This is a genomic window from Paraburkholderia sp. FT54, from assembly GCF_031585635.1.
In the GTDB taxonomy this organism is placed as follows: domain Bacteria; phylum Pseudomonadota; class Gammaproteobacteria; order Burkholderiales; family Burkholderiaceae; genus Paraburkholderia.
In genome coordinates, this window is record NZ_CP134196.1 from 1,115,906 (window position 1) to 1,136,391 (window position 20,486).

Below are 20,486 nucleotides of genomic sequence, written 5' to 3' on the forward strand. Positions count from 1 at the left end.
CGGTTTTTGGTCAACCATAGTATCAAAAAATGGTTAACCATTTCAGTGATGTCCGGTATAGCTCGCAGGATAGGGGCAGGTCTGCGCTTTGCGTGTCGAGCGCAATATGTGGTCGCGGAACTGCGCGCGCGATGAGGCGATCGGCACTCGAAGCGCCTCGCGATTGCTCGTTGCTCTGACGTCGACTGCGGCGACTACTGCAGATAGCCGTCTGTGTTGAATAGCCGTTCAACGGGCCTGATTCGACTTGCTAATTTGTACTCGTCAAGGCGACGATAAAGTCGAGAAATACCCGTGTCCTGGCCGGCGTGTGATGCCGCGATGGATGGTACGCATAGAGCGGGAAGCGCTCATCCGGCCAGTCCGGGAACAGATTGACGAGCCGTCCTTCCCGGATCAGGGGCTCGGCTCCGAGCAGAAGCATTTGCGCGACGCCCGAGCCGGCGAGGCACGCGTTCAGGAGTGCGCTCGGATCGTTCACCGTAAGCCGTCCGTTCGTTTCGACAACAAGCTTTTTGCGCTTGCGATGAAATTCCCACGGATAGGGCTTGCCGGTTTCCGGGTTGCGGAATTCCAGACACCTGTGCACGCCGCGACCCAGCTCTTGGGGCTCCGCTGGCCGCCCCCTGCGAGCGAGGTACGAGGGCGATGCGACGGTGACCACCGCGGTGTCAAGGAGCTTTCGCGCAATCAGACTGGATGAGCGAGGTTCGCCAAATCGCAACGCCAGATCGAAGCCGTCCATGATGAGATCGCCGAGCTGATCTCTCGCAATGAACTCGATTTCAAGTTCAGGATGCATATCCATGAATTCGTCGAGCTTCGGGCCCAGAATGATTCGGAAGAAAGCCGGATCGAGATTGACGCGCAGTTTCCCGCGCACTGTCGCCGCGCCTCCCGCCGCGGCGGCTGCTGCTTCTTCCATTCCCCTCAGGTGCGGCATGACCTGCTCGTAGAACCGTCGACCTTCGTCAGTAAGGGAAACGGCGCGGGTCGTCCGGTTGAATAGCCGTATTTTCAGCCGTCTTTCGAGTCGGGCGATGGCCCGGCTAACGCCGGGTGGCGACATGCCCATCACTTCGGAGGCGGCTGCGAACGTCCCCGCGTCGACGACGGCAGCAAACACGCTGATACCGCTAGAGAGATTCTCGCTGGACGATCTCATAGGTGCTGCATCCTCGTCATTTGACGGTCGGAAGACGTTCAGTCGAACGCCAGCATGCCACGCAGGAGGACTTCGACTCGCAGCCGCGATCGAAGGCCACGTCGCCGGTTCCGAACGTTCGATTCAGTACCGCGTGCGGGTCGTGATTGGTTGGCACCGCATAGTGCGTTACACATCGCACTATGACTCATTAGTAACCATCAGTCATTTTACAAGTGCCATTCGTGTCATTTTGTTTCTCATCGCGTTTATCCACAATGCATCCCAACAGTACGCTCACGGCTTGCAGCAAGCCTGAGCGCCGCTCGCGGAGCGGCACACGTCTATCTACGCAAGGAGAAACTGCAATGTATGCAATCACAGGGATAACAGGAAAGGTCGGCGGTGCGGTGGCTCGCACGTTGCTCGCCGCGGGCCAGCCGGTACGCGCGGTGGTACGCGATGGCGCCCGGGCACGTTCGTGGGCTGAGCGCGGCTGTGAAGTGGTGACCGCCGACATGGACGACGCGGCGTCCCTGACGGCGGCTTTCGAAGGCACGCAAGGCGTGTTCATTTTGCCGCCGTCCGAGTTCGATCCGGCGCCGGGCTTTCCCGAGGCACGTGCCGTCATCGACGCCGTGCGCGAGGCGCTTCAGGCGGCGGCACCTGGCAAGGTCGTCTGTCTGTCGACGATCGGGGCGCAGGCCACCGAGACCAATCTGCTCACGCAACGCACGCTGATGGAGCAGGCGCTTCGGGATTTACCTATGCCCGTGACATTCCTGCGTCCTGGCTGGTTCATGGAAAACGCCGCATGGGACGTTGCGCCGGCCCGGGACACCGGGATGATCTCCAGCTTTTTGCAGCCGCTCGACAGGGCTGTGCCGATGGTCGCGACCGCGGACGTTGGCCGCGTTGCCGCACAACTGCTTCAACAAACCTGGCACGGCGTGCGTGTCGTCGAATTGGAGGGGCCGCAACGTGTGAGTCCGAATGATCTGGCCGAGGCGTTTGCCCGGGTGCTCGGTCGTCCGGTTCGTGCGGAGGTGGTGCCGCGCAACACATGGGGCGCGCTGTTTCGCTCCCAAGGTACGAAGGATCCGCTGCCGCGCATGCGCATGATTGACGGGTTCAACGAAGGCTGGATCGCGTTCGAAGGTGATCCGGCTGACATCGTCAAGGGCGAAGTGGAACTGGACACCGTTCTGCGCGACCTCGTTTCGCAGGCGGGCTAACGCGTGCGCATCCGGTGACGTGTCTAGGATGTCGCGTCGCCGGGTGCCGATCCCGCAAAGGCGGATCCTGTCGTGCGCGTATTGCGCGACATCGCTATGGAACTGAACGCGTCGCCGGCTCAGGTGGCATTGGCCCGGATTCTGGGGTGCCGTGAAGTCTGTTCCGTCATCGTAGGCGCGCGCACGCCCGACCAACTGACCGCTAACCTCGACGCTCAGCAAATCGCATTGAACGTAGCGCAGACCGAACGTCTGAATCAGGTTTCGCAGCCGCAACTGCCTTATCCTTACTGGATGCAGCAGTTCCACGGCAAGGATCGAGTAGTGGCGTGATTGTTTTATCAGCGGTAGTCCCGTTGCTCGATCAAGGACGCTTTTCTGTTGGCGATCCCGCCAGCAGGCAAGCGTCCGGTCGTGGATCGCCGAAGCGTGGCTGTCGTCGTGCTGTAGAAATTTTCATCGTAAGATGCGGCTGCCGCCGCGATGTATCGGCGTAGATCGTGCGTCTGCGATGCTCGCCCGCGTCGGCGGAGAAGATCGGGCGTCGCGATTCCCGACTTAAGTGTCTTTGAGTAAGCCAATCATGAAGAGCAGTTCAAAAGGCGGCCTGGTCTATTCCACCGATGGCGGGCGGATGTGTCCCGAATGCAGACAGGTGCTCGCGCAATGTGTCTGCAAGACGGTCGCGAGGACCCTGGCGGCAGGCGATGGCGTGGCGCGAGTGACGCGCGAGACCAAGGGCCGGGGCGGGAAGAGCGTGACGCTGGTTAAAGGGCTGGCGCTCGATCCTCTTGCCTTGGCCTTGCTAGGCAAGCAGTTGCGCACGGCCTGTGGTTCTGGTGGAACGGTCAAGGATGGCGTGATTGAAGTGCAGGGTGACCATTGCGAGCGAGTCATCGAGGCACTGAAAAAATACGGTCACAGCGCGAAGAGGGCTGGGGGCTGAGCGCATCGCCGCAACGCGTCCGTTCATGGACTTCCCGGCAACGCGGGAGCAGGCCACGGAGCGCGCCCAAGGCAACGGTATCCGCACCGGAAGATCAGAGCACGTCGCCACTTAATTGTCTTGTGACAGGCGCGGGCTGCCCGCCGCGGCTAGAATGCCTGCCGATATCGCTCCATTCCCGATGACTGAAACCATGGCCCCACGTCCCCGGCGTTCGTCCGCTGCCGACAGCGAAGCGCCCATTCAAGCCGCACGCGACGACGATTCGATCAGCGTCGAAGAGCGTATTTATGCGTCCATTACCGCCGCGTTGTTGCAGGGGCGCCTGCGGCCGGGCGCGCAGCTCGTCGAACGCGATCTCGCTGCCGCGTTCGGCTGCACGCGCGGCGCGCTCCGCAAGGTACTGGCGCGGCTGGGCTTCGAGGGCAAGCTCGTGCTGGAGGTGAATCGCGGTGCGTTCGTGCCGTCGCCGTCGGAAGAGGACATTCGCCAGGTGTATCGCGCGCGGCAGATCGTCGAGGCGGGCATCGTCGCCGCCTTGTGCGGGGCGTTGAGCGCGCAGCACAAGCGGCGCTTGCGCGCGCACGTGCGCAGTGAAGAAAAGGCGTTGCACGCGGGGGTCGTCGAAGAGTCGGTGCGTCTTGCCGGCCAGTTCCACGTGCTGCTGACGGAGTTGGCGGGCGGCACGGAGTTGCTCGGACTGGTTGGGCAACTGGTCGCCAAAACCGAGTTGTATAAAGCGCTGTTCGACCCGTCGAAGGGTTCGACCTGCTCCGCGGACGAACACACGCAAATCATCGACGCGCTCGACGCGGGCGACCTCGACATTGCACTGTCGGCCATGCGTGAACATCTGGCGGAACTGGAGGAGCGGGTGGTCGAGCAGGTGCGCAAGAGCGCCGCCGCAGAGGATATCGGGACGGTGTTCAGGCTTTGAGCGCGCGCAGGGAGGAAGCGAGGAAGGCCGTGAAACGCCCGCTGGCAACAGAAAGCGCCAGGCGCCAGGAAAAATCAGGCTGCAACGGGGCGATGCCGCAGCGCGCCGCTCAGGCTCGAGTCAATGGATAACGAGTCCAGCCGGAGAAGGCGCGCGAATGGCTTCGCGTACGACTTGTTCGCAATGGATCACGCCAGGACCGTGCGCAGCGCGGTCAGCGTGCCGCCCGCCTTAACGGCGACGGAATTGCGTGTTGCGAGCACCGCCGCCACCGGTGGCGCGCTCGTCTTTGTGACGGAAATTGATCCGGCCTTTGGTCAGATCGTAGACCGACAGTTCCAGCGTCACGCGGTCGCCCGCGAGAATACGGATGTGGTTCTTGCGCATGCGTCCGGACGCGTAAGCGCCAACCACGACGCCGTTGTCGAGCGTCACGCGGTAACGGCTGTCCGGAAGTACTTCGTCGACGATACCGTCAAGTTCAAGCAGTTCTTCTTTCGCCATGCATAACTCCTGGTCGATGGGATAAGGGGTGTTGGTCGCCCACGCCGGGCAGCACAACATCAGATGGGGTCAATAGCGGGCTTTTCGAGCCCGCCGTCCTGCGGCATCAGCCTATGCGCTGATAGTACCGCTCAAAGATCGGCGACGGACTGGCCGTCTACACGGCCGTCGATCAATTGCTCGGCGTGGGCCATGCACGCAATGCGCGCCTTGCCCGTGCCGTCGAACGGAAACAGGTACTGCAGACGGAACACACGCCCGTCGGCAGCCGGATTGGCGCCCACGCGGCAGATGCGCACCGACGCGTCGTAACCGGCGTCCGGATTGCGGCTCGTCTGACCGTCCGCCGGGCGGCGCGGATAGACGAGCGGGTGAATTTCATAACCCTTGTACGTTTTGACAACTGAATTCATGAAGCATGTGTCCTGTATTACGTGGCCGGCGTGTCACGCGTGTTACGCGCGGCACGACAGGCCGGGCAGCGCAGCACCCTGGGGCGCGCCGCCATGGAAAAAGATTGGCACAGGCCCGATGGCAAGGGCTTGAGCGCAGCCGCGCAAAATCGCGGATTCGATGGAGAAGAAACACGCTGATGTCGCGCGGACATCGGGCGCGTGAATGAACCCTCAGCTGCACAACTCGCGACGGCGAATGCATGCTGCGCATTGCCGGAGTGACGGGATCGCCGACAGGCGGCGGTCGAACAGTCGGGGGTGGTGCGGAGATGCCGGTTTGAGACTGCCCGGTGTTGCCTGATGTTGCCGGTATTGCGAATGCGGGATACAGCTATTCCAATATGATGCACTAAATGGGGCTAATTGGATAGCAAAAAGTTCCGCGCAGAGGCAAACCGCCCAGCCGGCGGGGCTTTGGGCGCGACGCCGTAGTCGCCCGCGGCGTGCCGGGGCATGAGCGGCACGCCGGGTGAGGGGTTGCGCCGTGGCGGCGCGGGCGCTGGACGATCAACAGACTCGTGCTTCAGCGCGAGGTTTCGGCCACGCGTTTCTGCAACTCGCGCGATGCCGCGAGCGGAATGCGAGCGTCATCCCAGCCGGCCAGCCATTCGACTTCCTTCGACGTGAAGATCTGTCCATGATTGCGCAGCGTGTATTGCAGCGAATCGATGATGTGATTGCGGATGATTTCCGGCGTGCCTTCGTCATCCAGCACGGCGCGAAACGCTTCGAGCGTGGCCATCGGTTGCTCCGTGAAATAGATGGTTCTTTTATCGCACGAAAAAAAATCGCTAGCCAAGCGAACAAAAATCGCTGCTTGAAGAAGGGGCGGCGCCAGCGTTCGGTTTTTTGAGGGCGTGGCCGGCGCTACGGTCGCCGTGGCCGGGCCGGGTGGCTACAATGGCGAGTTGCCGCATCCTTCGAACACCGCAACCATCTCATGCGCAACCCAAACGTGTCTCCCGTGAAAGACCTGCTGCTCGAGCGCTACGCGCCCATTGCCGACGGCATCGCGGCGCTTTTCTATCCGTGCGCCGAAGTGGTGATTCACGACCTGCGCGATCAGACCATCGCGTATCTCGTGAACAACCTGTCCAAGCTCGAGGTCGGCGGGCCGTCAGTGCTCGACGAAGTCCATTACGCGGCGCGCGGGCAGACGATTGGCCCGTACGAAAAGCTCAACTGGGACGGCCGGCGCATGCGTTGCGTGAGCAACATCCTGTTCGACGACGACGGCAAGCCGGCCGGCATGCTGTGCATCAACTTCAATATCGCGGTGTTCGAAGATGTGCGTTCCACACTCGATCTGTTCATCAAAGGCGGCAATCTGACGGACGCGCCGGCGGACGAGCTGTTTCGCGACGACTGGCAGGACCGCATCAACACGTACCTGCATACGTGGCTGCGCGAACGGCAGATCGGCATCAATGCGCTCACACGCGAACACAAGCGGGAGATTGTCGAGGCGCTGCATGCACAAGGCGCGTTTCGCGGCCGCAGTTCGGCGAACTACGTGGCCGCCGTGTTGACCATGGGACGCGCCACCGTCTACAAGATTCTCAAGCAGATGAAAGAGGGCGGCTGACGGTTCGACCGTCGCAGCGCTTGATCGCCGGGATTGGTCAATTCAGGGAGAGTAAGAATGGTGCGTTACCGGCACTACAAAGGCGGGATCTACGAACTGGTCTGCGAGGCCACGCTCGAGCCGGATCCGACGGTCACGATGATCGTGTACAAAGCGAGCAATGGTACGATCTGGACGCGTCCGGCTTCGGTATTTTTCGAGCTGGTCGAAGTCGACGGCGCCAAGGTGCCGCGCTTCGCGCCGATCAACTGAGTCGTTATCAACAACAGGAAATCCGCATGCGTCTACTGCTTGCCATCATTCTGCCGTGGTTTCAGTTCTTCACGATCGGCCGGCCGTTCGCGGGCATCATCTGCCTGATTTTGCAGATCACGCTGATCGGCTGGATTCCGGCCGCGATCTGGTCTGTGTACGCGCTGAGCCAGTACAACACCGACAGGAAAATTGCCCGGGCAATGGGTAACGGGCGTTAAGGCTGGCGATGAGCGACGTGCTTGTGATCCTGCGTCATGGATGCGCCGCGCTTCACTTCAGCGACGGTAGTTCGACCGCGTCTGGCGCTTCGATCACCACATCCGATTCCGCGATCGCGACGCACGGCAGAATATAGCCCTCCTGTTTTTCTTCCCGGCTGAGCCCCGGCCATTCGATCGTGTAGCGCACGCGTCCAGCAGTCATTTTGCACAGACACGTGCGGCACGTCCCATTACGGCACGAGCGCGGCAAACGCAGATTCGCGAAGCCGGCGGCTTCGAGAATCGTGAGCGAATCGGGTGCTTCGAAACTGCGGCCAAGCGGCTCGACGCGAACGAGAGGCGGGCGGGTGGAGTCGGACATCGTGTGAGTCTGTGACGGATTGCGCCACACTTTACACGTTGCCGCTGCAGTTGCCGCTTCAATGAGTCGTGCCGCCGCGTCGCAAATAGCGGTACACCGTGTTGCGCGCCAGTCCCAACTCGCGCGCCGCCGCCGACACATTGCCGTCGAGCCGTTCGAGCGTTTGCGCGATCAGCGTGGCCTGCCATGCCTCCATCTTGCTGGACGCCGGCTGCCCTTGCGTTTGCGCCACGGCGCGAAGCTCATCATAGGACTCTGAACCCGCACGCGCTGCCTGCGACCGCACGCACGGCTGAGCCGCGGTGTCGACACAATCCTGCAAGAAGTCGTCGGGCAGATCTTCGAGTTCGATCTGTTCCGCGCCCTCGGCCATGATGCTCGCGGTGCGCAACACGTTGGCCAGTTGCCGCAGATTGCCCGGCCAGCGGCATTGCGCGAATCGTTCGAGCACTTCGGCGGACACGCGACGCGGCAGGCGCTCGCCGTCCGGTTGCAATTCCAGCATGCGCGTGACCAGCGCGCGCAGATCGGTGCGCTCGCGCAGCGCCGGCAAGGTCACGACGAGTCCGTTGATCCGGTAATACAGGTCTTCGCGGAACGTGCCGGCTTCGATCATCTCGCGCAGGTTGCGGTGGGTCGCGCAGACAATGCGCAGATCCACGGGAATCGCCCGGGTTCCGCCGAGCGGCACGACGGTGCGCTCCTGCAGCACACGCATCAGGCGTACTTGCTGGGCGAGCGGCATGTCGCCGATTTCGTCGAGGAACAACGTGCCGCCGTCGGCCTGCACAATCTTGCCGACGCTGCCGCGTTTCTTCGCGCCAGTGAACGCGCCGTCTTCGTAGCCGAACAACTCCGCTTCGATCAGCGTATCCGGCAGTGAGGCGCAGTTCAGCGCGACGAAGGGCGCGGCCCTGCGCGGCGAGTCGTGATGGATGGCCCGCGCGAGCCACTCCTTGCCGGTACCGGTCTTGCCGAGCACGAGAATCGGAATATCGCGGCCGCGCAGTTTGGCGACGCGCCGCAGGATCGCGGCGACTTGCGCGTCGCCGGTGTCGAGCGTTTCAAGCCTGGCAAGCTGCGCGGGATCGATGCAGCGCGACGCATGACGCGCGTCGCCGGGCAGTGGCCCGCGCGATGTTCCGGCGAGGCCTTCCGTTGGCCCGACATAGCGGGGCGCCGTATATTCGCCGCGCGCCACTACCCGCACGCCGCTTGGCAGCGTCAACAGAATGCTCTCGCCGGGCGCGCGTGCGATCTGCTGCAACAGCCTCGCGAAGGCCACGCCGAACAGCGCATCGAAGGGTTGCCGTTGCAGCTCGGCGAGCGGTTGCCCGAATTGAAACAACGCACTGCGATTGGCCGACAGAAACGTGCCGTCCGGCGCGAACGCCGCGAGCCCTTCGAACAGCGTGCCGATGAATTCCGCGCGCGCGTGAAAGTGCACGCGAATCGCGTCGACGAATTGATTGGAGAACAGATGATTTTCGATCATCTGCGCCGACATCCTGACGAGCGCGAGCGTGTGCTTATGGAAGCCGCGCGTATCGCCGCTCACGTCGAGCGCGCCGATGGTGCGCCCGAACGGATCGGCAATTGGCGCGCAGGAGCAGGTGAGGATACGGTTGGCGTGCAGGAAGTGTTCGCCCGCGTGCACGACGGTCGGCTGTCCGTCGACGAGCGCGGTGCCGATCGCATTGGTGCCGCGATCCGCTTCGGCCCACGACACGCCCGGACACAGCGCGACGCGATTGGCCTTTTCGACGAAGTCGCTGTCGCCGAGACTGTGCAGGATCACGCCGTGATTGTCGGTGAGCAGCACCATGCTTTGCGTATCGACGATCTGCGCATGCAGCGTCTCCATAACAGGAAGCGCATGCGTAAACAGCGATTGGTTGCGATCGACGAGCTCGCGCAGCGCGGGCCGGGGCAGAGGATGAAAGTCGGGGGTTTCCGACGCGCGCAGGCCGATTTCGAGCGAGCGGGTGTGAGCTTGCGCGATGACATCGGGCCGACCCATGGCGGGCGGCGTGGCGGAACGTTGGGTCAAGGCATGTCTCCGGGAAACGGACACGGCGGGTACGTTGCCCTCCGCTCGATGCCGCAGCGCAACATGCGCGCACACGGCCGAACACCGATAGTACAGGACGAATCGCGCGGCGCATGGCAGGGAAAAAACGGAGGCGGCGCGGCGCGCCGTGCCGCAGAAAAACGCGCAGGGCACCAAAATCAGGCAAACGGCAAGGAAAACTTGCGCCACGCCCGAAGTCGTCTAAAGTGAATCAAATCACCTCCGCGGGCCGCGAACTATTCCGCCGCCGCATTCAGGTGACGAGCCCGCGTCGTCGGCATTGGACAAGGAGGTTGGCGCCAGCGACGCGATCAGACGCAACCGGCGCGCGCACTACCCGGCTACACCATGCGCAGCACCTACCTTCCAGGTGAACTCCCATGCAGATCCTTTTCCCGAATGAAACTCCTGAATATTCAGGTCGCGAACTCACCTTGGCGTTCCCGGCGATGGTCGATGGGCAGAGGGTGGAATGCATGATCACGGCGGAGGCACTGGAAGACCACTTCGGCGCCGCGTCGCCGCGTCTGGAGGACATGGTCGGCGCATTCGACATGCACCGCCCAAGGATCGAAGCCGCTACGCGACGCCTGATATCGGAAACCCGGGCGCAATGTCTCGTGCTGAGAAGCGGCTATGTGCGCTTCTACGAAGCCAACTGGCGCAATTGACCGAGGCTGAGGACGTCTGCGACGTCCGTCAACGCCGCAAGCAGAAAGCCGCGCAAGAAGCAGAAGCCCAGCAAACCCACGCGCGGCATCGATCATTCAAACCGTCCGCGGCCACGCGTGCCGCTGGCGTGCGAATTTGAGCGCGGGCGCGCTCAGATCATCCGCCGCAGTGTCCTGTCCTTGAAGACCACGTGATGCGCGATCGCCGCCAACGCGTGCAAGCCGATCACCCAATAGAACGCATTGCCGAGCCATTCGTGCACCGTCTTGAGCAACGGCTGCGCGACAGGATCGGCGCCGACCAGCGTGTAATCGATGTTGACCCACGCCAGCGTGACCGGATGGCCACCGGTGTTGATCATCAGGATGCCGAGCAGCGGCTGGACGAAGATGAAAATGTACAAAGCGAGATGCGCGGCCCGCGCCAGAAAGGCGAGCAGCCGGTTGCCGTCGACTTCGGCGGGCGCGCCGGCCCACAGTCGCCAGAGCAGACGCAAACACGCCAGCCCCAGCACCAGCGTGCCGCACCAGAAATGCACGCTGCTCCAGAGCGCGCGGCTGTCGCTACCTTTGGGCCCGCGAATTTCGATCGCCAGATAAGCCAGCGCGATCAGCAGAAACATGGCCCAGTGGAAAAAAATGGCGGGCGCCGAATAGCGGTCCGAGGTGCGGCTGTAAGGCATGTAAGGGACTCCCGTGTCCTGGTCAATCGTTCTTTGAATCATCAGATGATAAACGGTGCCCGGCCGGAATGGGCACCGTCAATAAAACCGTTGTTGATCCAGACCCGGATGGAATCGACGAGCGTCCCCGCCGTGCCTATTCGCTGCCGAGATAGAAATAGCGGAACAGGAAAATCGCCGCGATGATCCATACCACCAGCTTCACTTTGCGCGCCTGGCCGGTCAACAGTTTCAGGCCCGCATATGAGATGAAGCCGAACGCGACGCCATTGGCGATCGAATAGGTGAAGGGCATCAGCAGCGCGGTGAGCGCGGCCGGTACGACTTCGGTGGCGTCGTCCCACGGCAGGTCGAGCATTTCGCGCAGCATCAGGCACGACACGTACAGCAGGGCTGGAGCCGTCGCATAGCCGGGCACCACGCCCGCCAGCGGCGCGAAAAAGAGCGCCGCGAGGAACAGCACGGCCACGGTGATGGCCGTCACGCCCGTGCGTCCGCCCGCTTGCACGCCCGATGCGCTTTCGATATACGCGGTGGTCGACGAGGTGCCCAGCATCGAGCCGGCCAGAATCGCCGTGCTGTCGGCAAGCAGCGCGCGGTTCAGGCGGTGCATCTTGCCTTCCACCAGCAGCCCGGCGCGATTGGCCACGCCCATCAGCGTGCCGGTCGCGTCGAACAGTTCGACGAGGAAGAACACGAGGATCACGTTCAGCACGCCGCCCGACAGCGCGCCGCGAATGTCGAGCTGGAACAGCGTCGGCGAAATGGACGGCGGCGCGGAAACGATGCCGTGGAACTGATTGCCGCCGAAGAAAAAGCTCAGCACCGTCACGCCGACAATCCCGATCAGGATCGAGCCGCGCACCCGCAGATGGTCCAGCGTGACGATCGCGAAGAAGCCGATCACCGCGAGAATCACGTGCGGGTTGTGCAGATCGCCGAGTGTCACGAGCGTGGCCGGACTGCCGACCACCACACCGGCCGACTTCAGCGAAATGATCGCGAGAAAGAGGCCGATGCCGCCCGTGATGGCAATGCGTATTGAATGCGGAATGCCGTTGACGATCACTTCACGCACGCGAAACAGCGTGACGATCAGGAACAGGCAGCCGGACACGAATACCGCGCCGAGCGCGGCCTGCCACGTGAACCCCATGCCTTTGACGACGGTGTACGCGAAGTACGCGTTCAGGCCCATGCCCGGCGCGAGCGCGATCGGATAGTTCGCATAGAGTCCCATGATCAGCGAGGCGAGCGCGGCCACGATGCAGGTCGCGACGAACACCGCGTCCTTCGGCATGCCGGCGTCGCCGAGAATCGCCGGGTTGACGAAGATGATGTAGGCCATCGTCAGGAAGGTGGTCAGTCCGGCGAGCACTTCGGTGCGCAGGTTGGTGCCGGCGGCTTCGAAGCCGAAGTAGCGTTTTATGGAGTCCATGAGGCGGGTCTCTCGTCGTTCAGGAAGCGTTTTTTGTGGTCGGGCGGTAAATGCGCCGCGTCGCCGGAGTTACGGGCGGATTGTAGTCAGGATTGGCGGCGGCGTGCCGTATTGTGTGGCTGAGCGGCTGTTAAAGGCTCATACGGTGGGCGGTTCATCGGGAGATTGTGGCGCGGGCGCATCAGCCTGCGGCCGTTGGCGCGCCAGCCAGCGGTCGAGTTCGCCCGCGAAGCTCTTGCTGTCACGCGGGCTGAACGCGGCCGGGCCGCCGGTATCGACGCCGCTGCCGCGCAACTGGTCGAGCATCGAACGCATGCGCAGGCGTTCTTCGATCGTGCCGGGCGTGTACCAGTTGCCGCGCGGATCGAGCGCCTGCGCGTTCCTCGCCAGCACGGCGGCGGCGAGCGGGATGTCGGCGGTGATCACGAGGTCGCCCGCCGCGACACGTTCGGCGATGAGGTCGTCGGCGGCGTCGAAGCCGGCCGGCACCTGGATCGCGCGGATCAGCGGCGAGGGCGGCACGCGCAGAAACGAGTTGGCGACCAGCGTCAGCGTCATGCCGGTGCGGCGCGCGGCGCGGTACAGCATTTCCTTGATCACGACCGGACAGGCGTCGGCGTCAACCCAGATTGACATGGTTCGGTTTCCGGCTGCGGGTTGTCGAAGGGGCGAGATGATACCTTGCCAGCGCACGAGGCGGCGCGGCAAGCGAATTTATGATGTGGCGGAGAAGCGGAGAAGCGGAGAAGCGGAGAAGCGGAGAAGCGGAGAAGCGGAGAAGCGGGAAAGGCATGGGGGGCCAACCGCGCCCGCGACCGTTGCAGTCGCAGGCAGCCCCGCATGCCACGCGGCAGCTGGCGCTTACTGCGCCATCGTCCCACCCGACTCCTGCGCCCGCCGTGCCGCGACGATGCGGCCCGCGCGTTGCGCATTGTCCGGATAGTCGATCCAGTCGAGCGGATCGTAGCCGGCGGCACGCCATTCGGCCAGGTCGGCCTTCACCTGCGCGCGCGTTTTCGGCGCCGACGGATCGTAAGGCCGCGCCGAAGTCTGCGCAAACGCGGTGCTCATGCTGACGGCGGCCAACAGCGCGCCGAGTCCAACTCGAGAAACGATTTTCATGACAAGCTCCTATGGAGCGGTTAAAAACGACCCCGGCATTTTAGTTTTGGTACGCATTTCGAGTAAGGCGATTGAAGGCAATGCACCATTTCGCCCGGTGAATCAAACCGGGCTGAATGATTCTGCGACTCACGGCACCGACGGTTTGCTGAAGCGGTCCAACACGGCACTGAGCAGGTCGATCGGCAGCGGGAAAACGATCGTCGAATTCTTGTCGGCGGCAATCGTCGTGAGGGTTTGCAGGTAGCGCAACTGCATCGCCTGGGGCTGGCGCGACAGCGTCTGCGCCGCTTCCAGCAGATGCTGCGAGGCCTGCAACTCGCCTTCCGCGTGAATCACCTTGGCGCGCCGTTCGCGTTCGGCTTCGGCCTGGCGGGCAATTGCGCGGATCATCGTTTCATTGATATCCACATGCTTGATTTCCACGATCGACACCTTGATGCCCCACGCGTCGGTCTGCGAGTCGAGCACTTTCTGGATGTCGGCGTTCAATTGCTCACGTTCCGCCAGCAGTTCGTCGAGTTCGTGCTTGCCGAGCACCGCGCGCAACGTGGTCTGCGATAACTGGCTGGTCGCTTCGAAGTAACGCGCCACCTGAATCACCGCTTTCTCCGGATCGACCACGCGGAAGTACACCACGGCGTTGACCTTCACCGAGACGTTGTCGCGCGTGATCACGTCTTGCGGCGGCACGTCGAACACGACGGTGCGCAGATCCATGCGCACGGCCTGCTGCACGATCGGAATGATCAGCACGAGCCCCGGTCCCTTGACCTTCCAGAAACGCCCGAGCATGAACACGACGCCGCGTTCGTACTCGCGAAAAATCCGTATCGATGAAGCAATCAGCGCGGCCGCCAGCAGAATCAGAATGCTGCTGAAGCCGAATGTGAAACCGATCATGAGCGTTCTCCTTGTTGTCGTGCTTCCGCGGGCACCACGGTCAACGTCAGGCCGCGCCGCGCGGTGACGCGCACCGCATGGCCCGCCGCGACCGGGGCCGTGCTGGACACCCGCCAGCGTTCCCCATGCACTTGTGCCCAACCGGCCAGCGCGCCGTCCGCCGTGACGTCCCCGGGCAACAGGCCGCCGTCGAGCACCACGCCGACACTGCCGATCAGCGCTTCGGAACCCGTCACCACCGGACGGCGCCGCGCGCGCAGCGCGAGTCGCGACACGCCCAGCACGAACACGACGCTGAAGACGGCGACGGCAGCGATCATCGGCAGAGGGACGCCGTAGCCGGGCACGTCGGTATCGATCAGCATCAGCGCGCCGATCACGAACGCGACCACGCCGCCGAAGCCGAGCGAACCGAAGGTCGGCAGAAACGCCTCGCCGATCAGGAACGCAATGCCGAGAAAGATCAGACCGAGGCCGACGTAGTTGATCGGCATCATCTGCATGGCGAACAGGCCGAGCAGCAGGCTGATCGCGCCGACCACGCCGGGCAGCACGAAGCCCGGATTGGCGAATTCGAAGAACAGGCCGTACATGCCGATCATCAGCAGGATCAGCGCGACGTTAGGATCGGTGATCACGGCGAGGAAGTGGCTGCGCCAATCGGCTTCGAGCGTGACGATCGGGGCGCTGGCCGTGTTGAGCTTGCTGTTGCCCGCGCTCGTGACGACCGTGCGGCCGTCCAGCTGGCGCAGCAGATCGGGCACATCGCGCGCATTCAGATCGACGACGTGCTGCGCCAGCGCATCCGCCGCCGACAGGCTCACGGCTTCGCGGACCGCACGCTCGGCCCAGTCGGCGTTGCGCCCGCGCATCTGCGCGAAACCGCGAATGTAGGCGGCGGCGTCGTGGACCTGCTTGCGCATTTCGGTCGATTGGGTGTCGAGCGGCAGGGCGCTGGCGGAACCGGTGGGCGCGGATGCCGCGGGTTTTGCCGACCCGCCACCGCCATCGCCGCCACCGCCGTTGCCGTTGCCGCCGCCAATACCAGGCAAGCCCGGCGTTGCGCCGCCCGCTGGCGGCTCAGCGCCGCCGACGCCCATCTGGATCGGCGTCGCCGCGCCGAGGTTGGTGCCCGGCGCCATCGCCGCGATGTGGCTCGCGTAGACGATATAGGTGCCGGCGCTCGCCGCGCGCGCGCCGCTCGGGGCGATGAAGGTGGCGACCGGCACGGGCGAGGCGAGAATCGCCTTGATGATCTGCCGCATCGACGTATCGAGTCCGCCAGGCGTATCGAGTTGCAGCACGGCGAGTTGCGCGCGGTCGTCGGCGGCGCGCTGCAGGCTGCGCACGATGAAGTCGGCGCTGGCCGGACTGATCGCGCCGTTCACCGGAATGACCACGACGCTATTCGGCGCGACGGCGGCGCGCAGCGTCGCATCGGGTCCATTCGATTCGCACGACGCGAATCCAAATGCCAAAAGTACGCCGAGCACGGTCATGCCGCGCATCAACCGGCCCACGATATCGCCACGGATAAGCGACATGCGCGAGCCGGACTGCCGGAACGGGAGACGTGGATACGTGCTCATCGCTGACGGCTGCCGCGCGCGGCCGATGCATATCGACTGGCGCGGGCCGATACCCCAAAAGAAGGCTGGCCTGCTCTCAACAGCTTAGTCCGATTCCGCGCGGCGCGTGAAATCCGCGCGCGCCGGCCGGTAATCGGTCGGCCGCATGCCGGTCCATTTGCGAAACGCGCGATGAAACGCGCTCGGTTCGGCAAAGCCCACCGAGGTCGCGATGTCGGCGATGGTGCGGTCGGTGTCCTGCAATTCGCCGATCGCTATGTCGCGCCGCAGGTCGTCCTTGATCGACTGATACGTATAGCCTTCCTGTTTCAGGCGCCGCCGCATGGTGGCCTCGGCGACGTGCAGGCGTTCGGCCATCTGATCGGCGGCGGGCCAGCCGGCCATCGGCATGGCGCGCAGCATCTTGCGCACGCGCGCCGCGAGCGAGCCGGGATTGCGGTACTTCACGATGAAGCTGCCGGGGGCATCGCGCAGGAACGGTTTGACCGATTTGGTCGTCTGGATCACCGGCAGGTCGAGAAACGCCGGCGCGAGATCCACGTACGATTCGGCCTGATCGAAGCTCATGTGATCGCAGAACATCAGCCGGTATTCGTGCGCGGCGGGCGGCTCGGCGCAGCGAAAGCGCGCCTCGAGCAGCGGAATGCGCCGCCCGACGAGCCAGCACAACAACCCGTACACGAGAATGAAGTAGGTCGCGTAGGCGAACATGGCCGGCGGCGGCGCGCCGGCGTTTTCCACGAAGCGCAGGCGCACGCGCTGCGCGTCCGTTTCGATCCGCGCGCCGAGATCGTCCAGCACCAGCCGCATGAAACCGACGGCGCGCGCCAGCGCCTGCGCGCCATTGCGCGCGGTGAGCGCCGTCTGCGTCATGGCGATGAAGCTGCCGCTTTTCATGCGATGCGAATCCTGGCCGAAGAACTCGTCGTCGAGCGCGTGCGCAATGGCGGCCCACAGCGCGCCGTATTGCGCCGACGACACCCGGCTTTTCGGCGACGCCAGCATCGGCGCCGCGATGCCGGCGGCTTCGGCGAGCGGCAACGCGTCGAGGCCGCGCGAGCGCGCCAGCGCGAGCGCTTCCTCGACCATGCTGACGGAAATCGTCCCTTTATCGTTTTTCATGCGCGTCCGGCGAATCGAGTCAAGCTGGCAAAAGCGCTCAGCATTTTCCCTGCGGTGATTCGCCAAGTCCTTGAAATTGCGGGTTGGGTTGGTCTTGCATCGTACCAGTATGGCAAATGCGCTCAATCAGAATGATCGGGCTGAGCATCGAACCTGTCCAGCGGCTTGCCTACACTTGGTCTCAACCGATCGCGCACCGCGTGGCGTGGGAGACCCCGCCACCGGGCGGCACACGAGCCGCGATCAGACGCACAGCACAGGACCGGGCGCCATGGACAGTTTCTACACCGACGAGCAACGCATGATCCGCGACGCCGCTCGCGACTTCGCCACCGAGCGGCTCGCGCCGCACGCGGGTCAATGGGACCGCGACGCGCAACTGCCCGCCGAGGTCGTCAAGCAGATGGGCGAACTCGGTTTTCTCGGCATGATCGTGCCGGCGGAGTGGGGCGGCTCCTACACGGACTACGTGGCCTATGCGCTCGCGCTCGAAGAGATCGCCGCGGGCTGCGCCGCCTGCGCGACGCTGATGAGCGTGCATAACTCGGTCGGCTGCGGGCCGATTCTCAACTTCGGCACGCAAGCGCAAAAAGACCGCTATTTGCAGGACCTCGCGACCGGCCGCCGCATCGGCGCGTTCTGCCTGACCGAGCCGCAGGCCGGTTCGGAGGCGAACAACCTGCGTACGCGCGCCGTATTGCGCGACGGCAAGTGGATCCTCAACGGCAGCAAGCAGTTCGTGACGAACGGCTCACGCGCCGACCTTGCGATCGTCTTCGCCGTCACCGATCCCGACCGCGGCAAGCGCGGTCTGTCGGCCTTCATCGTGCCGACCGACACACCGGGGTTCAACGTCGGCAAGCCGGAACACAAGCTCGGCATTCGCGCTTCCGACACCTGTCCGATTTCGCTCGACGACTGCGCCGTGCCAGACGCCAATCTGCTCGGCGAACCGGGCGAGGGTTTGCGCATCGCGCTGTCGAACCTCGAAGGCGGCCGTGTTGGCATTGCCGCGCAGGCGGTCGGCATCGCGCGGGCCGCGTTCGATGCCGCGCGTCTCTACGCGAACGAACGCATCCAGTTCGGCAAGGCGCTGAAGGAGCATCAGACCATCGCCAACATGCTCGCCGACATGGCCACGCGCCTGAACGCCGCGCGGCTGCTGGTACATCACGCGGCGCGGCTGCGCACGGCGGGCAAGCCTTGTTTGTCGGAGGCCTCGCAGGCCAAGCTGTTCGCCTCGGAACTGGCCGAGGAGATCTGCTCGAACGCAATTCAGATTCACGGCGGCTATGGTTATCTCGAGGACTACGCGGTGGAGCGTCACTACCGCGATGCGCGTATCACGCAGATTTACGAGGGGACCAGCGAGGTGCAACGCATGCTGATCGCGCGACATGTGTAAATGCAAAATGAAGCTGCGTTTGAGTGCAAAATAGCTTGCCCGCGGAGCAAAAGGTAGTGCGGCAGCGGGATAAAAAAACGGAGCGGATACACCGCGCCAACTGGAGACGACGATGACTGCAGCGAAAGCATTTCTCGACGCGCGCGACCTGTTATTGCGCCATCGAACCGACTACGACCGTGCGTACCGCGAATTCGCGTGGCCGGCACTGGGCGAGTTCAACTGGGCGCTCGACTACTTCGACGTAATCGCGCGCAATAACGACAATCCCGCTCTGTGGATCGTCGACGATCCCGCCACCGACGGCCTGCGCCTGTCGTACGCGCAGATGTCGGAGCGTTCGGCGCGCATGGCCAATTTCCTGCGCGGCGTGGGCGTGGGCCGCGGCGACCGTTTGCTGCTGATGCTGCCGAACCGTGTCGAACTCTGGGACGTGATGCTCGCGGCCATGAAGCTCGGCGCGATCGTGCTGCCCGCCACCACCCAGCTTTCCGCCGACGACGTGCGCGATCGCGTGCAGATCGGCGGCGCAAATTTCGTGGTGGTCGATAGTGCGGAGCTGGCCAAATTCGATGCGCTCGAAGCGCCGCTCACGCGCCTGTCGGTCGGCGCCCCGCGCGACGGCTGGATCGACCTGGCCGCGGCGTATGACGCATCGCCGCAATTCACGCCCGAGGGCGTGACGCAGGCCACCGACCCGATGCTGCTGTACTTCACGTCGGGCACGACCTCGAAGCCCAAGCTCGTCGAACACACGCATCAGAGCTATCCGGTCGGCCATCTGTCGACGATGTACTGGATCGGTCTGCAACCGAACGACATCCATTGGAATATCAGCTCGCCGGGCTGGGCCAAGCACGCGTGGAGCTGCTTCTTCGCGCCGTGGAATGCGCAGGCCTGCGTGTTCGTTTTCAATGTCCCGCGCTTCGTGCCGAAAGACACGCTGAACGCGCTGGTGCGTTTCAACATCACCACGCTGTGCGCGCCGCCGACCGTCTGGCGCATGCTGGTGCAGGAGCATCTGAGCGACTATCCGGTCAAGCTGCGCGAAATCGTCGGCGCCGGCGAGCCGTTGAATCCCGAGGTCATCGAGCGCGTGAAGCACGCGTGGGGCATCACGATTCGCGACGGTTTCGGCCAGACCGAGACCACCTGCCAGATCGGCAACTCGCCGGGCCAGCCGGTCGTGGCCGGTTCAATGGGGCGCCCGCTGCCGGGCTACACGATCGAGCTCATCGATGCCGACGACCAGCCCGTCAGCGAAGGCGAAATCGCGCTGCCGCTGGCCGAACGGCCGCTCGGTCTGATGACCGGTTACGCGAACAACGCCAAGGCGACCGCGCAGGCCATGCGCAACGGCTTCTACCGCACGTCCGACGTCGCGCTGCGCCGTGACGACGGCTACTACGTCTATGTGGGCCGCGCCGACGACGTCTTCAAATCGTCCGACTACCGCCTCAGTCCGTTCGAACTCGAAAGCGTGCTGATCGAACACGAGGCGATCGGCGAGGCCGCCGTGGTGCCGAGCGCCGACGCGTTGCGTCTGTCGGTGCCCAAGGCGTTCGTCACCGTGCGCCAGGGTTACGAAGCCGGTCCCGAACTCGCGCGCGCCGTGTTCGCGTTCTCGCGCGAAAAGCTCGCGCCGTACAAGCGGATTCGCCGCCTGCAATTCAGCGAGTTGCCCAAGACCATCTCCGGCAAGATTCGCCGCGTCGAATTGCGGCGCCGCGAAATGGAACGCGAGACCGAACCCGCGCGTCTGCCCGATGAGTATTGGGAAGAAGATTTCCCGGATCTGCGTTGATTTTATTTGTCCCCAGTCACTGTCCGGCCGCCTTG

Annotated in this window: 23 protein-coding genes; 10 read left to right on the forward strand and 13 right to left on the reverse strand. The window is 63.9% G+C overall.

All coding sequences use genetic code 11. From position 1 onward, the window contains the following. Window positions 1-250: 250 nt before the first annotated feature. On the reverse strand, window positions 251-1,165 hold the full coding sequence (locus RI103_RS24550) for a LysR substrate-binding domain-containing protein (RefSeq protein ID WP_310818218.1): 915 nt from the start codon (window positions 1,163-1,165) through the stop codon (window positions 251-253). 347 nt (window positions 1,166-1,512) lie between these two features. On the opposite strand from RI103_RS24550, the gene RI103_RS24555 reads away from it, so the two are divergent. From RI103_RS24555 to RI103_RS24570, 4 genes are all read left to right on the forward strand, one after another. After that, window positions 1,513-2,379 (forward strand): NmrA family NAD(P)-binding protein, encoded by an 867-nt coding sequence (locus tag RI103_RS24555; protein WP_310818219.1) that lies wholly within the window; start codon window positions 1,513-1,515, stop codon window positions 2,377-2,379. 72 nt (window positions 2,380-2,451) lie between these two features. Beyond that, entirely contained in the window at window positions 2,452-2,712 is a 261-nt protein-coding gene (locus RI103_RS24560) for an aldo/keto reductase (protein ID WP_310818220.1), read from the forward strand. A gap of 250 nt (window positions 2,713-2,962) precedes the next feature. Then, window positions 2,963-3,325, forward strand: a complete 363-nt coding sequence (locus RI103_RS24565; RefSeq protein ID WP_310818221.1) for a translation initiation factor Sui1 — start codon at window positions 2,963-2,965, stop codon at window positions 3,323-3,325. A gap of 193 nt (window positions 3,326-3,518) precedes the next feature. Next, window positions 3,519-4,262, forward strand: a complete 744-nt coding sequence (locus RI103_RS24570; RefSeq protein WP_310818222.1) for a GntR family transcriptional regulator — start codon at window positions 3,519-3,521, stop codon at window positions 4,260-4,262. 231 nt (window positions 4,263-4,493) lie between these two features. On the opposite strand, the gene infA is transcribed toward RI103_RS24570, so the two are convergent. From infA to RI103_RS24585, 3 genes are all read right to left on the reverse strand, one after another. Further along, a complete protein-coding gene (gene infA / locus RI103_RS24575) occupies window positions 4,494-4,766 on the reverse strand; it encodes a translation initiation factor IF-1 (RefSeq protein WP_012427521.1) in 273 nt (90 codons plus the stop codon). A gap of 131 nt (window positions 4,767-4,897) precedes the next feature. Beyond that, complete coding sequence (locus RI103_RS24580) at window positions 4,898-5,179, reverse strand: hypothetical protein (RefSeq protein ID WP_035557986.1); 282 nt, start codon at window positions 5,177-5,179, stop codon at window positions 4,898-4,900. A 565-nt stretch (window positions 5,180-5,744) separates the two neighbouring features. After that, on the reverse strand, window positions 5,745-5,963 hold the full coding sequence (locus RI103_RS24585) for a hypothetical protein (protein WP_106277571.1): 219 nt from the start codon (window positions 5,961-5,963) through the stop codon (window positions 5,745-5,747). A gap of 198 nt (window positions 5,964-6,161) precedes the next feature. Here RI103_RS24585 and RI103_RS24590 point away from each other — a divergent pair, with 198 nt between their 5' ends. From RI103_RS24590 to RI103_RS24600, 3 genes are read left to right on the forward strand one after another with little or no spacing between them, the layout of a single operon-like run. Then, window positions 6,162-6,806: a PAS domain-containing protein gene (locus tag RI103_RS24590; protein WP_310818224.1), complete on the forward strand. Its 645-nt coding sequence runs from the start codon at window positions 6,162-6,164 to the stop codon at window positions 6,804-6,806. A 57-nt stretch (window positions 6,807-6,863) separates the two neighbouring features. Next, the gene (locus RI103_RS24595) at window positions 6,864-7,058 is read left to right on the forward strand and encodes a DUF1653 domain-containing protein (RefSeq protein WP_310818226.1); all 195 of its coding nucleotides are present in this window, start codon (window positions 6,864-6,866) and stop codon (window positions 7,056-7,058) included. A 26-nt stretch (window positions 7,059-7,084) separates the two neighbouring features. Further along, window positions 7,085-7,279 (forward strand): YqaE/Pmp3 family membrane protein, encoded by a 195-nt coding sequence (locus RI103_RS24600; protein WP_007177605.1) that lies wholly within the window; start codon window positions 7,085-7,087, stop codon window positions 7,277-7,279. A gap of 52 nt (window positions 7,280-7,331) precedes the next feature. Here the strand turns inward: RI103_RS24600 and RI103_RS24605 are convergent, their stop codons facing one another. Next, the gene (locus tag RI103_RS24605) at window positions 7,332-7,643 is read right to left on the reverse strand and encodes a 2Fe-2S iron-sulfur cluster-binding protein (protein WP_310818229.1); all 312 of its coding nucleotides are present in this window, start codon (window positions 7,641-7,643) and stop codon (window positions 7,332-7,334) included. Between the two features lie 58 nt (window positions 7,644-7,701). After that, on the reverse strand, window positions 7,702-9,693 hold the full coding sequence (locus RI103_RS24610; RefSeq protein ID WP_310818231.1) for a sigma-54-dependent Fis family transcriptional regulator: 1,992 nt from the start codon (window positions 9,691-9,693) through the stop codon (window positions 7,702-7,704). 401 nt (window positions 9,694-10,094) lie between these two features. Between RI103_RS24610 and RI103_RS24615 the strand changes: the two genes are divergently transcribed. Beyond that, window positions 10,095-10,385, forward strand: a complete 291-nt coding sequence (locus RI103_RS24615; RefSeq protein ID WP_310818232.1) for a DUF1488 domain-containing protein — start codon at window positions 10,095-10,097, stop codon at window positions 10,383-10,385. Window positions 10,386-10,537: 152 nt separating this feature from the next. Here RI103_RS24615 and RI103_RS24620 read toward each other — a convergent pair whose 3' ends face one another. The 7 genes from RI103_RS24620 to RI103_RS24650 form a co-directional block, all read right to left on the reverse strand. Beyond that, on the reverse strand, window positions 10,538-11,068 hold the full coding sequence (locus RI103_RS24620) for a cytochrome b (protein ID WP_310818234.1): 531 nt from the start codon (window positions 11,066-11,068) through the stop codon (window positions 10,538-10,540). Between the two features lie 136 nt (window positions 11,069-11,204). Further along, window positions 11,205-12,506, reverse strand: a complete 1,302-nt coding sequence (locus RI103_RS24625) for an NCS2 family permease (protein ID WP_310818235.1) — start codon at window positions 12,504-12,506, stop codon at window positions 11,205-11,207. Between the two features lie 138 nt (window positions 12,507-12,644). After that, complete coding sequence (locus RI103_RS24630; protein ID WP_310818236.1) at window positions 12,645-13,142, reverse strand: YaiI/YqxD family protein; 498 nt, start codon at window positions 13,140-13,142, stop codon at window positions 12,645-12,647. Window positions 13,143-13,367: 225 nt separating this feature from the next. Then, entirely contained in the window at window positions 13,368-13,628 is a 261-nt protein-coding gene (locus RI103_RS24635; RefSeq protein ID WP_310818238.1) for a DUF4148 domain-containing protein, read from the reverse strand. 129 nt (window positions 13,629-13,757) lie between these two features. Beyond that, entirely contained in the window at window positions 13,758-14,531 is a 774-nt protein-coding gene (locus RI103_RS24640; RefSeq protein ID WP_310818239.1) for a slipin family protein, read from the reverse strand. Further along, window positions 14,528-16,120 carry a nodulation protein NfeD gene (locus RI103_RS24645; RefSeq protein WP_310818240.1) on the reverse strand — a complete coding sequence of 531 codons (1,593 nt, stop codon included), beginning with the start codon at window positions 16,118-16,120 and terminating at the stop codon, window positions 14,528-14,530. The genes RI103_RS24640 and RI103_RS24645 overlap by 4 nt, the downstream gene beginning before the upstream one ends. Window positions 16,121-16,204: 84 nt before the next feature. Continuing rightward, complete coding sequence (locus RI103_RS24650; protein WP_310818241.1) at window positions 16,205-17,242, reverse strand: AraC family transcriptional regulator; 1,038 nt, start codon at window positions 17,240-17,242, stop codon at window positions 16,205-16,207. Window positions 17,243-17,513: 271 nt separating this feature from the next. Between RI103_RS24650 and RI103_RS24655 the strand changes: the two genes are divergently transcribed. Together RI103_RS24655 and RI103_RS24660 are read left to right on the forward strand one after the other, a co-directional pair. Next, complete coding sequence (locus RI103_RS24655; RefSeq protein WP_310818242.1) at window positions 17,514-18,647, forward strand: acyl-CoA dehydrogenase; 1,134 nt, start codon at window positions 17,514-17,516, stop codon at window positions 18,645-18,647. A 112-nt stretch (window positions 18,648-18,759) separates the two neighbouring features. Then, entirely contained in the window at window positions 18,760-20,451 is a 1,692-nt protein-coding gene (locus tag RI103_RS24660) for an AMP-binding protein (RefSeq protein ID WP_310818243.1), read from the forward strand. Window positions 20,452-20,486 lie beyond the last annotated feature (35 nt).